Source organism: Pseudomonas sp. DSP3-2-3 (genome assembly GCF_049898225.1).
Taxonomy (GTDB): domain Bacteria; phylum Pseudomonadota; class Gammaproteobacteria; order Pseudomonadales; family Pseudomonadaceae; genus Aquipseudomonas.
In genome coordinates, this window is sequence record NZ_JAFCXH010000028.1 from 28,037 (window position 1) to 40,482 (window position 12,446).

Here is a 12,446-nt window from a genome sequence, read left to right on the forward strand (position 1 = left end):
CGATAGACCGAAGATCCCCGTAATCACTTGCTGATACGGGGATTTTTGCGTCTAGGGATCACCATCCTCCTCCATTGTGATCTGGGTTGTTGATGGGTACGCTACCGGGTCGCTTCGGGTAAAGGGTGCGCTTTCTCAGGCGGCTTGATTGAGCCGATGTAAACCGCAACGATAGTCACCAGCGCGCCGCAAATCTGCAGCGTGGAGCTGGCCTTGCCGAGAAAGGTGACATCAATGAAATACGTGATCACCGGCTCCAGTAACAGGATCAGTCCGGCCAACCCCAGGCTGATGGCTCCGATCGAACGGTTGACCAGCAACCAGCCTACAAACTGCACCAGTACCCCGTATATGATCAGCATCAGCAAGGTTTGCCCATCCACGATGGCCAGGCTTTCCCCAGTTGCCAACGCGTATGTCAGCAGAACCAGTGCCGCCCAAAGACTCAAATTGAGCATCTGTGCGATCTTGTCACCCCCGCCGTCAGGCAACTGGGTGTTGATCTTCAGGAAGTACACACAGATGGCATACGCCAGCCCCGACAGCACGCCATACACCACGCCCTTGATCCCTACCGCACTGGTCATCTCGGGTAGCAACAACAGATAGAGCCCAACAAATGCCAAGGTAATGGATACCAGAAAGTAGATCGAAGGTTTTTCCTTCAACAGATACAACCCCAGCAGGGTCATGAAGAACACCTGACAGTTGGTCAGGATCGAGCCGATACCCGGGCCGACGATATAGATGCTCTGGTGCCAGAGCACCAGGTCAATGGCCAAAAATACCCCAGCCAACGCGGTGTACAGTTGCGCCTTGGCGCTTTTGAGCAGCACCGGTGTTTTGCGCACCTTGAGCAGCAGGAAGAACAGGATCGAGGCGAACACCATCCGATAGAACCCTGCGCCACCCGCGCCGATATGGGCGAAAGCGACGGCTAGAGCAGACAGACTGAGCATCAGTCCACCGATGGTCAATTCAATGATTGCCCGATTGTTAGTAGTCGACATGAGAAACCTCATTGATAAATACCGGTATTAATTTTATGAACACTCACAACTCCCCCGGGCAACAAACATCAGACTCGACAAAGCAGAAAAGCCCCAAAGGGCTTTTCTGCCACGGGCCCGAAAAAACAACTGACTTTTAATTGGCTTTAATAGTCAGCAGCAACACAACGCTTTAAACTTCTTGCGCGGCCAACTTCAACCATTGTTGTACCGGTGCATAACCCAGAATATTTTCAACATAGCACTGAAGTTGTGCGGGGATGGCAATACCATAACGACGGAAGCGGAACACCACCGGAACAAACATCGCATCCACAATGCCGAAGTCACCGCAGAGGAATTGTGTTGAACCACTCACCTCACGGAGCTGGTTCCAGATAGCGAATACCCGCATGATTTCCTCTCGGGTCTCGGCGGTCAGGCTTTCCGGGATGTCACCGCTGTTCAGGCCAAACGACATCTGCGTGCGTAAGTGGGTGAAACCGGAGTGCATCTCTGCCACAGCGGCTCGTGCCAACGCCTTGACCCGTGAATCCTGGGGCCAAAGGTTGGCGGCCGGATACGTGTCGGCAGTGTATTCGCTGATGGCGAGGCTGTCGCTGATGACGACATCATCAAGCAGCAGCGCCGGCACCTTGCCGGAAGGCGAGTGCTCCAGAATGCGCTGGTGGGTGTCGCTTTGTTCCAGTTTGATCTGAAGGGTTTCAAATGCAACATCCGCTGTCACAAGAACCAGCCACGCACGAAATGACCATGAAGATTTATTAAAATCCCCAACCACCAGTTTTGTAGACATCGCATCCCCTAGCCTGTTTTATGAAATAGGTGCTAAATTTAGCGACCTTTTTTTCATACGTATTGCACAAAACTGGACAATTCATGGACGAGAATCGCCATAACAAAGCCCCTCAAAAAGACAAGGACTTTGTTCAATTCTGGCGTATACCAGAAGGTGACTGTGAGTTGCTATCTGCCCGTTACAGCACTCAAACTTTCGGCCGACATTCGCATGACCGGTACGCTATCGGCGTTATAAGTAGCGGTATTGAAAAACTTTTTTATCGCGGCAGTTACTACATGGGTGGCGCTGGCAGTGTGGTCACCATTACCCCCGGGGAGATCCACGACGGCTTGCCAGGCAATGATGAGGGCTGGATGTATCGAATGCTCTATATCGACCCCGAATGGGTCAATCGGATGGTGTTTCAAGGGCGCTTTTCCGACGATCATATTCATCTTTTTCAAACAGCTCTGAGCCAGGTCCCCGACTTCGCCCGGACCTTTTTGCATCAACATCAAATCATTGAAAAATCCCCCTCCAGCCTTGAACGGGAAACTATCCTGCTGGATCTGGTGACGCAGGTCTTCGAGCGTAGCGGAGCGCCCATCGAACCAGTCAGTGCGGCTGAGCAGCATGCCGTGCAAAAGATCAAGAAGAAGCTCGAAGACGAGTTCGACAAACATCTTTCTCTGGAAGAACTGGCGCAACTGGTGAACCTCGACCCTCTTTACCTGATCCGGGTGTTCAAAAAAAGCGTTGGCGTCTCTCCCCACAGCTATCAAATCCAGAAAAGAATTGCCCAGGTACAAAACCTGCTGCGCACCGGGTCCAGTCTCGCAGAAGCGTCATTCACTTGCGGCTTCTTCGATCAAAGCCACATGACCCGAGCCTTCAAAAAAGTAGTCGGCATCACACCCGGCAGTTTCCGCAACAGCAGTATCTGAGCCTGTCAGCGACCCCATAGCCCGACTCGTTTGTCAGCCCTGAAAGGCCTTGTGGGATATGATTTTACAAGGTCTAAACCCCATGACTTCTGGTTTAACGCGTGACCAGAAAGTGGCGCTTTCCGGGGTTTCCAGAGATCGCATGGAACCCTGACGAAGACCGCAGAAGCCCCGTACATCCGGGCTTTTGCGTATCAGAGAAGTCATTCGCTGACCAACACACCTTCTTGATCACAGCGTTTAGGACTATGGTGAGGATCCGTTCAAGCAGCTGGCCCGGCATCAGGTTATTACCGATCACCGTTGAAGAAGGATGCTTCCATGTTAGGCATAGTCCAGTTTCCGCTGTTTGTATTAGCAGTCATGGCCCTCAATGCTACGCCAGGGCCAGATGTCGCCTATGTCGCGGGCCAAAGTATGGTGCATGGCCGGCGCGCAGGTATTCTTTCCGCCCTGGGCGTTGCCTTGGGCGGATGCCTGCACACGATTTGTTGTGCGGTCGGGCTCACCGCCCTGCTGGCTGCTTCACCTTCAGCGTTCATCGCGATCAAGTACCTGGGCGGGCTATACCTCATATATCTGGGCCTGCGAACACTCTTCGCAAAAGCCACGCCAGGCCACATCCGTGGTGCGCCTCCCCGGCTCAACCATCGGGCGCTTTTGTTTCGTGGTTTCCTGACGAACGCGTCGAACCCCAAAGTCCTGCTGTTTTATGTCGCATTCTTTCCACAATTCGTTACGCCCGACAGCGTCGACAAAACTGCGGCATTTCTGGTGCTCGGTGCAGTGTTCGTGTTCCTGGGGCTGGTCAATGATATTGCCGTCGCGTGGTTAGCCGCGAAAGCCGCACGTGCTGTCGGCGGACGTCCGCAGGTCAGGCAATGGATAGATAGAGTGATCGGTATCACATTCATCGGACTGGGCGTTCGACTCGCGCTGACTCACAAGTGAACACAGGTTTGCAGAGGATTGCCGCCCTGGCCACAAGCGGGCGGCAGGACAGCTCAATGCTTCTGAAACGCCGTCATTTCCTGCATCAGTTGATTCAATAAGCGACTTGATCCCACGCTGAGTTGCCTACCCAGGCGGCTGATCAGATGCACCTGAGAATTGCTGAACACCTCGGACTCCAGTGGCAGCGCCCGCAACTTGCCACTTTCCAGCTCATCGACCATGACGAAGGTCGGCAGCAAGGTCACGCCGCCTTGCATGGCGAAGCGCTTGAGCATGGCGAAGGTGTTGCAGGTCAGGGTCGGAATCAGGGAAACCCCGGACTGCTGCTCGGCCTGAGTCAGGATCTGGCGAATGCCGTAGGACACGCCAAGCAATCCCAGACGATACGCGTCCAGCCCCTTGAGCGGCAGCGGGCCCTGCGTCTGTGCGAGCGGATGCTCGGGGCTGACCGCCACGCAAACCGGCTGCTTCTGATGGGCGTGTGAACGGATTTTCGGATCGGTCGGTGGATTGAACACCAGGCCGATATGCGCCTCGTCTTCAACGACCTGGCGAATCACTTCGTTGGTGCCGCACACATTCACTTGCAGCTCGACCTTGGGGTAAAGCGTCGAGAATTTGGCCAGCGGTTCGGCCAATCCGTCGATGAAGCCCTCGCCGATTGCGAGGATCACCGAGCCGCTTTGCAGCCCGCGCAGGGCTTGTAGCGATTCGAGCAAAACTTCCTGTTGCGACAGGCGCTGGCGGTAATAACCCAGCACCTTCTCCCCCGCCTCCGTCGGCTTCACGCCGCGTCGATGCCGCTCAAGCAGCGGCGTGCCCAGCTCGTGTTCAAGCTGAGCGATTTGCCGGCTGACCGCTGACGGCGCCACGTCGAGAAAATCCGCAGCGCCGCGCACACTGCCCAATCGCACGGCTTCGAAGAAATACAGGATGCGTCGATCTTGAACCAGACTCATAACCACCTGCGTTGCGCTGAACGCAACAAAAATGAATTTAGCGATTATTGCTGCGTGGGCAGACCGATGTCCATACTCGGGCCATCCGCAATTAAAACTGAACATGCGGCCTTGCGTGTCAAACAGCTAAGCGAGCATTTCTAGATGACTATAAAAGTAGGTGTGATTGGCCTGGGCAACATGGGCGGCGGCATGGCTGCGACCCTGGCGAGCAAGGGCTTCGATGTCAGCGGTTTCGACTTGTCGGCCGCAGCGCTGGCCACTGCCGAGAGCAAGGGCGTCAAACCTGTAACGGACCGTACTGCGCTGATCAAACAGGTCGACGTGCTGATTCTGTCGCTGCCCAAGGCCGAACACGTCGAAGCGGTATGTCTTGGCGCTGACGGCATCCTCGAACAAGGCAACCGTGGCCTGATCGTCGTCGACACCACCACTTCCACACCTGAGGCCAGCCGCAAGGTCGCCGCTGCCCTGGCAGAAAAAGGCATTGGCTTCATCGACGCACCGGTTTCCGGCGGCCCTAAAGGCGCAGCCACCGGCACCATGTCGATGGTGATCGGCGCTGAAGACGATGATCTGGCTAAAGTCATGCCGGTCCTCGAAGGCATGAGCGGCACTCGCGTACACGTCGGCAAATGCGGCGCAGGCAACGTGGCGAAAATTGCCAACAACATGCTTGCTGCTTGCCACCTGATCAGCACTGCCGAAGCGGTAAGCATGGCAGCCAAGGCCGGCGTCGATCCGGAAAAGCTCATGCTCGGCCTCAACGCCGGTTCCGGCCGTAGCGGCGCGACCCAAGTGATGTTTCCGACCTGGGTGCTGAACAAAACCTACAACTCCGGTTTCACCATGGGCCTGATGCGCAAAGACGTCGGCCTGGCGACCGATCTGGCTGCAAGCCTCGATCTGGACTTGCCATTGGCACGCATCGTCGCGCAACTGTGGGCCGCCAGCAGCGAAACGCTGCCGGATGGCGAAGACTTCAACTGCATCGTGCAGCGCACCGATGCCCAGCTATTCGGCAAAGGGGAATAACCCATGAGCACGCAAAAAATCCTTGAACTGATGCGCCCGTATTGGGGCGACCGCAGCACGGTTGGCAGCTATGTCGGTGGCGAATTCGTCGCCGGCCATGGCGCCCCGGTTGAAGTGCGCAACGCTCACGATGACAGCCTGATGCTGAGCTACGCCGATGCCGACACTTCGCTGGTCGACGTGACCGACAAGGCAGCGAAAACCGCTCAAATCCAGTGGGCCGCATTGACCGCCCAGGCGCGCGGCCGCTTGATGTATCAGGTCGGCGCGCTGATTCGCCAGGAAGCCGCCAACCTGGCACAGATCGAATCCCTGACCGCCAACAAGCCAATCCGCGACGCAACGGTTGAAGTGGCGAAAGTCGCCGAGATGTTCGAATACTACGCGGGCTGGGCCGACAAGCTGCACGGCGAAGTGATTCCGGTGCCGACCTCGCACCTCAATTACGTGACCTACGAACCACTGGGCACGGTCCTGCAGATCACCCCGTGGAACGCACCGATTTTCACCTGCGGCTGGCAGATCGCTCCGGCTATCGCTGCCGGTAACGCAGTGATTCTCAAGCCGTCCGAGCTGACTGCGTTGTCTTCACTGGCGGTTGCCGTTTTGATTGAACGCGCGGGCATCCCCAAAGGGCTGGTTAACGTGATTGCCGGGTTCGGCCATACCATCGGCCAGGCGCTGATCGCCAAGGCCGATATTCGTAAAGTGGTGTTTGTCGGCTCGCCAGCCACTGGCCGCCACATTGCCATTGCCGCCGCGCAACGCTGTATCCCGTGCGTGATGGAACTGGGTGGCAAGTCCGCCAATATCGTCTTCGAAGACGCTGACCTGGAAGTCGCCCTGCGTGGCGCGCAGGCGGCGATTTTCTCCGGCGCCGGACAAAGCTGCGTGTCCGGTTCACGACTGCTGATCCAGGAGTCGATTTTCGAGCGATTCACCACCGCCCTTGCGGCGGCTGGCAAGCAGTTCAAGGTCGGCGATCCGAGCAACCCGGAAACCCAGATCGGCCCGATCAACAACGCCAAGCAATACGCCCACGTTAAAAACATGGTTGAAGGCGCGTTGAAAGACGGCGCCAAACTGGTCGGCGTCGATGCCGATCCGCTGCCGGATGGGCCGGGTTACTACGTCAACCCGACAGTGCTGGCAGGTAATAACGCGCTGTATTGCGCTCAGGAAGAAATTTTCGGTCCGGTGGTCGTGGCCATCCCGTTCAAGGACGAAGCCGACGCGATCCGCATTGCCAACGACAGCCGCTTCGGCCTGGCGGGCGGCGTGTGGACCCGTGATGTCGGGCGCGCTCACCGCGTCGCCAAACAAGTGCGGGCCGGGACCTTTTGGGTCAACGGCTACAAGACCATTCATGTCAGCTCGCCGTTCGGCGGCTATGGCGAAAGCGGTTATGGCCGTTCGTCTGGCCTTGATGCATTGCGCGAGTACAGCGAAGTCAAAAGTGTCTGGGTCGAAACCGCTGCCGTGCCTGCGGTCAGTTTTGGCTACGGCGCGAGCCTGGAGTAAATCGCATGACTGTTTCCAAGAATCTGATCGAAGACGCCATCACCTGGCGTCGCGACTTTCACTCGGCACCGGAGCTGGGTTTCGAAGAGCTGCGCACCTCTGAACGGGTCGCGCAGTTGCTGGAAAGCTTCGGCATCGAGGTCCATCGCGGCCTCGGCGGCACCGGCGTGGTCGGTACGCTGCGCACCGGCGATGGCCCGACGATTGGCATCCGCGCCGACATGGACGCGCTGCCGATTCAAGAGTTGGCGAAGCATTCCCACAGTTCGAATCACAAGGGCTGCATGCACGCTTGTGGTCACGATGGGCATACCGCCATCTTGCTCGCCACCGCGCGCCATCTGAGCGAGACGCGCAATTTCAGCGGCACCGTGCATTTCGTGTTTCAGCCTGCCGAGGAAAATCTCGGCGGTGCCGGCAAGATGATCGAGGACGGTTTATTCAAGCGTTTCCCGATGCAGGCGATATACGGTCTGCATAACTGGCCGGGCGTGCCGGCCGGGCACGTGGTGATCAATCCGGGGCCGATGATGGCGTCGCTGGACACCTTTGAGATCATCCTGACCGGCAAAGGCAGCCACGCCGCCATGCCGGACAAAGGCGCCGACCCGATTGTTGCCGCAGCAGAATTGGTGCTGGGCTTGCAGACCATCACTTCGCGACGCCTCTCGCCGCTGGATTCGGCGGTGATCAGCATCACCCAGTTCAATGCGGGCGAGGCGATCAACGTGATCCCGGAAGTCGCTGTCCTGCGCGGCACCGTACGCTGCCTGCAATCGCCGGTACGCGACAAGGTCGAAAAACTGATCGGCGAATTCGTCGAGCAGCTGCCGACGGCGTTCGGTGTCAGCGGCAAGCTGGCCTACAAAGTCGGTTACCCGGTCACGGAAAACAATGTCGATGCAGCCGCGACGATTCGTCGAGCGGCCATTGCGGCTGTCGGCGAAGAGAAGGTTCAGTGGGGCTGCAATCCGTCCATGGCGTCCGAAGATTTCGCGTTCATGCTCAATGAATGTCCGGGTGCGTATGTCTGGCTCGGCGTAGATGGCGAACAACCTTCAGCGGCGCTGCACAACCCGTACTACGACTTCAACGACCAGGCCATCGAGCCCGGTGTTGCGGTGTGGACGAGCCTGGTGGAGCAGGAATTGCCGCAGCGCTAACAGCATTATAGGAGCGAGGCTTGCCCGCGAAGGCGTCAGATCAGGCGATGGAGATGCCTCCTGATAGGTCCATTCGCGGGCAAGCCTCCAACGAATCAAATCAACTAGCACTCCACCCACTTCACCGCCAACCCGCCGCGTGATGTTTCCTTGTATTTGTCGAGCATGTCGGCACCGGTGTCGCGCATGGTGCGAATGGCTTGATCCAGGGAAATGAAGTGCTCGCCGTCGCCGCGCATGGCCATTTGCGCGGCATTGATCGCTTTGACGGCGGCGATGGCGTTGCGCTCGATGCATGGCACTTGTACCAGACCACCCACCGGATCGCAGGTCAGCCCCAGGTTATGCTCCAGACCGATCTCCGCCGCGTTTTCCACTTGCTCCGGGGTCGCGCCGAGAATCTCCGCCAACCCCGCCGCCGCCATGGCGCACGCCGAACCGACTTCGCCCTGACAGCCGACTTCCGCACCGGAAATCGACGCGTTCTTTTTGCACAGAATCCCCACCGCTGCCGCGCTCAGAAAAAACCGCACCACGTCATCTTCGTTGGCATCGGGATTGAATTTCATGAAGTAATGCAGGACTGCCGGGATGATCCCCGCAGCACCATTGGTCGGTGCAGTGACCATGCGCCCGCCTGCTGCGTTCTCTTCATTGACCGCCAGAGCAAACAGGTTGACCCATTCCATGGCGCTCAAGGTCGAGCTGATCACGTTGGGCTTGCCCAGCTCCTGGAGGCTGCGATGCAGACGGAACGCACGACGCCGCACATTCAGGCCACCGGGCAGAATGCCTTCCTCGCTCAAGCCTTTGTTCACGCAGTCCTGCATCGCGCTCCAGATATGCATAATCTTCGCGCGGATTTCTGTCTCGGTGCGCCAGACTTTTTCGTTCTCCAGCATCAGACCGGAAATGCTCAGCCCGTGCTTTTTGCACAGACGCAACAATTGCGCGCCGCTGGAAAAATCGTAAGGCAGCTCGGTGGTATCACTGTCCAGGACGCCGCTGGCCGCCTGTTCGGCATCAATGACAAAACCGCCGCCCACCGAATAATAAGTCTGCTCATACAGCTCGCCAGTGGCACCATAGGCGCAGAGCGTCATGCCGTTGGGGTGATAAGGCAGGCTCTCTTCCAGCAGGCGCATGTCACGCTGCCAGTCGAAGGTGATCTGATGGTCACCCGCCAGCAGCAACTCCTGCGCCTCAAGCACCGCTTGCACACGCGGGGCGACTTGAGCCGGGTCGACCTGATCGGGCCATTCGCCCATCAAGCCGATGACCACGGCCCGGTCGCTGCCATGCCCAATCCCGGTTGCCGACAACGAGCCGTACAAACGCGCTTCGACGCGCTCGACCTTGTCCAGCAGCTGCATTTCACGCAGTTGGGTGCTGAAGATCGCTGCAGCCCGCATCGGTCCCACGGTATGAGAACTGGACGGGCCGATGCCGATTTTGAACATGTCGAAGACGCTGATAGCCATACAGATTTCTCGATTCGTGAGAGGCTTGAGGAACCACTTTTCTATGCTTGGCATTCTTGGCATTGCCCGGCTGATCGACAAACGAAACTTCCTAAGCCACGGTTAAGCAGAACTGATCAATGAGCAAAATCCTCAACGCGCAAATGCACGCCTGGCTTCAAGTCTTCGCCTGCGCAGCCCGGCACCTGTCATTCACCCGCTGCGCGGATGAGCTGCATGTCACGCCCGGCGCCATCAGCCAGCAGATGCGCCAGCTGGAAGAACGCCTGGGGTTCGCGTTGTTTCATCGGGTCGGACGCGGGCTGGAACTGACCGCTGAAGGCCAGCGCCTGGCGGTGGTCGCCAACGAAGTGCACAGCCGCATCGATGACGAACTGCGCCTGCTGCACTCCGGCCGTATCGGCGGGGTGTTCAAGCTGCGCTGCATTCCGTCGTTCCTCAGCAAGTGGCTGATGCCGCGCTTGCCATTGCTGGAACAGGCGTTCCCGGACATTCAATTGCGTATCGTTGCCGAAGACAGCAGCGGCTCGCTGCGCGACGACGACTTCGATCTGGCCATCGACCTGAACGACGGCAGTTATCCGGGCCTGATGACTACGTCACTACTGGAAGAGGAACTGTTTCCGGTCTGCTCCCCTGCCCTGCAGCAAGGCAAGCCACCGTTGGATACGCCCAGCCAATTGGTGCATTACCCGTTGCTGCACGACATCACCGCCTGGCGTGGCAGCTACGAATATGCGGAGTGGGAGTTTTACCTGAACGCCATTGGCGCATCCGGCATCGATGTGCGGCGCGGCCACACGTTCAATCGCAATCACCTGACCATCGAAGCGGCGATCATGGGCATGGGCGTGGCCATTGCACGCAAGGCGTTGATCACCAACGAGCTGGAAGAAGGCTCATTGATCGTGCCGTTCGGCCATCCAATTGCAGCGCGGAAAAAATACGTATTGGTTTACCGCGAAGGCGCACTCAACACCCCGGCGCGGCGTGCGGTGCATGACTGGTTGGTGGAACAGGCGTTGATGCGTTGATGCCAACTACCGTTGGAGGCTTACCCGCGAAGCTGTTGTTCCGGTTCGCGGGCAAGCCTCCAACGGATCTGGACATACAGCCGATGCATTTGTGTCTACTGGAATGCCGTCTTCCCGGCTAAAGCCGGTCCCACAGTGGGACCGGCTTTAGCCGGGAAGGTGTCGGTTCAGACAATACGTCTGGCGCCTGGCGGTTGCCCCCAGACATAAAATCTCCAACAATCCGTGGTCTAGTGGAAGAACTCGGCAATCATCACGGCACCGATAAACGTGCCGAAGTTCGCCAGGAACGACACCAGCACGATGCGCCAGCCCAGCAGGCGGAAGGCCGGCAAGTCCTTGGCAATCGACAGGCCCGCGAAGGCCAGCATCGGCGTGATCACCGCCAGCATGTTGACCGCGCCGACCATCTGCGACACCTGCGCCGCCCAAGGGCACAGCGGCGAGGTCATGAACATCGCGACCACCGAGACGGTGCAGACCGCCGGGATCTTGCGCCGCAAGGCAACACACAGCATCTCGCCGATGAACACGGCCAGAATCATGATCGCCACACCACCAAAGGCTGCCGACGAAAGCGTCTTGTAGCCCACATAGTTGGCGATCAAGGCCAATGCGCCCGCTGCCAGCCACGCGCTGATCTTGCCGGGCCAGCCCAGTTCGCGAACTTCCAGCTGCACGTCGTCATGCCTGGGCCCGGAGGTCAGGACCGAGGCCTTGGTGGTGCGGCCGATGATCGGCTCCAGCACGCGGTAGCCCCAGACTGCCAACGGCAACGAGATGAACAGCGTGAAGTACGTGCCAATGGTGGTGGTGATCAGGTTCGACGCGGCGGCCAGCGCCATGACTTCCTTGGCCACTTCCGGCGTCTGCTGGGCTGCGATGGCGCCAGCGGCGGCGGCCATCATGCTGCCCGAACCGATGCCGGAGCCCATCGCCAGCGAGTTGGGATGGAAGATCCCCAGGCTGGCAATAAAGCCGGCGACGATAGCGATGAACAGCGCACCGAACAAAGTGCCAGTCAGGTATTCGGCCAACACGCCGCGACCTTCGGGAGAGTCCATGCCGTAACGCTCGCCGATGATCGCCAGGCTAGGCTCGCGACCCACCGAGAACGTCGCACCAATCGCTTCGCGCTTGATACCCAGCACCAAGGCGACCGGCAGACCCAGGATAACCGTGCCGACAAAGTGGCCGAACTCCTGAAACACCAACGCCCAGCCGGAGGCAAACACCACTGGCAAGGAGCCGCCAACCACCATGCCCAGCTTGGCGATGAACACCAGCAACGCAGGTTGCAGAATCGAAGCGGAACGCATTTGATCGCCGTAATCGAGGCCGATGGTGCCCGGTATCCGACGACTGATCAGGCCAATGCCCGCACCGATCAGCAATGCCCAGACCATTGGCAGCAACACGACCTTGCCGGGGCCCAGGGGAATACTGATGGCACCGATCGACTCGGCAATAATCAGGATGACTGCGGCCCAGACGTACAGTTTGACCGTCGACGAAACGGCGCGGCTATCACCCAGTGTCACGGCTTGCGAATGTTGCATGGTAA

At 58.4% G+C, this 12,446-nt stretch carries 11 protein-coding genes; 6 read left to right on the plus strand and 5 right to left on the minus strand.

Features of this window, described 5'->3' with window-relative positions:
- Positions 1-101: 101 nt before the first annotated feature.
- Positions 102-1,010: a DMT family transporter gene (locus ACP7E4_RS24830; protein WP_426118311.1), complete on the minus strand. Its 909-nt coding sequence runs from the start codon at positions 1,008-1,010 to the stop codon at positions 102-104.
- A gap of 172 nt (positions 1,011-1,182) precedes the next feature.
- Positions 1,183-1,806 carry a glutathione S-transferase family protein gene (locus tag ACP7E4_RS24835; protein ID WP_426118313.1) on the minus strand — a complete coding sequence of 208 codons (624 nt, stop codon included), beginning with the start codon at positions 1,804-1,806 and terminating at the stop codon, positions 1,183-1,185.
- An 83-nt stretch (positions 1,807-1,889) separates the two neighbouring features.
- Here ACP7E4_RS24835 and ACP7E4_RS24840 point away from each other — a divergent pair, with 83 nt between their 5' ends.
- Both ACP7E4_RS24840 and ACP7E4_RS24845 read left to right on the plus strand, forming a co-directional pair.
- Positions 1,890-2,735, plus strand: coding sequence for a helix-turn-helix domain-containing protein (locus ACP7E4_RS24840; RefSeq protein WP_426118315.1), 846 nt, complete (start codon positions 1,890-1,892; stop codon positions 2,733-2,735).
- 321 nt (positions 2,736-3,056) lie between these two features.
- Positions 3,057-3,686 carry a LysE family translocator gene (locus tag ACP7E4_RS24845; RefSeq protein WP_426118317.1) on the plus strand — a complete coding sequence of 210 codons (630 nt, stop codon included), beginning with the start codon at positions 3,057-3,059 and terminating at the stop codon, positions 3,684-3,686.
- A gap of 53 nt (positions 3,687-3,739) precedes the next feature.
- Here ACP7E4_RS24845 and ACP7E4_RS24850 read toward each other — a convergent pair whose 3' ends face one another.
- Positions 3,740-4,648, minus strand: a complete 909-nt coding sequence (locus tag ACP7E4_RS24850) for a LysR family transcriptional regulator (RefSeq protein WP_426118319.1) — start codon at positions 4,646-4,648, stop codon at positions 3,740-3,742.
- A 144-nt stretch (positions 4,649-4,792) separates the two neighbouring features.
- Here ACP7E4_RS24850 and ACP7E4_RS24855 point away from each other — a divergent pair, with 144 nt between their 5' ends.
- Genes ACP7E4_RS24855 through ACP7E4_RS24865 form a run of 3 tightly spaced genes read left to right on the plus strand, consistent with a single transcriptional unit; the run spans position 4,793 to position 8,367 of the window.
- Entirely contained in the window at positions 4,793-5,683 is an 891-nt protein-coding gene (locus ACP7E4_RS24855; RefSeq protein WP_426118321.1) for an NAD(P)-dependent oxidoreductase, read from the plus strand.
- A gap of 3 nt (positions 5,684-5,686) precedes the next feature.
- Positions 5,687-7,204, plus strand: a complete 1,518-nt coding sequence (locus ACP7E4_RS24860; protein WP_426118323.1) for an aldehyde dehydrogenase family protein — start codon at positions 5,687-5,689, stop codon at positions 7,202-7,204.
- Positions 7,205-7,209: 5 nt separating this feature from the next.
- Positions 7,210-8,367, plus strand: a complete 1,158-nt coding sequence (locus ACP7E4_RS24865; RefSeq protein WP_426118325.1) for a M20 aminoacylase family protein — start codon at positions 7,210-7,212, stop codon at positions 8,365-8,367.
- A gap of 104 nt (positions 8,368-8,471) precedes the next feature.
- Here ACP7E4_RS24865 and ACP7E4_RS24870 read toward each other — a convergent pair whose 3' ends face one another.
- Complete coding sequence (locus tag ACP7E4_RS24870; RefSeq protein ID WP_426118327.1) at positions 8,472-9,848, minus strand: L-serine ammonia-lyase; 1,377 nt, start codon at positions 9,846-9,848, stop codon at positions 8,472-8,474.
- Positions 9,849-9,967: 119 nt separating this feature from the next.
- Between ACP7E4_RS24870 and ACP7E4_RS24875 the strand changes: the two genes are divergently transcribed.
- Positions 9,968-10,882, plus strand: a complete 915-nt coding sequence (locus ACP7E4_RS24875; RefSeq protein ID WP_065833295.1) for a LysR substrate-binding domain-containing protein — start codon at positions 9,968-9,970, stop codon at positions 10,880-10,882.
- A gap of 230 nt (positions 10,883-11,112) precedes the next feature.
- Here ACP7E4_RS24875 and ACP7E4_RS24880 read toward each other — a convergent pair whose 3' ends face one another.
- Positions 11,113-12,441, minus strand: a complete 1,329-nt coding sequence (locus tag ACP7E4_RS24880; RefSeq protein ID WP_426118329.1) for a DUF3100 domain-containing protein — start codon at positions 12,439-12,441, stop codon at positions 11,113-11,115.
- Positions 12,442-12,446: the final 5 nt, after the last annotated feature.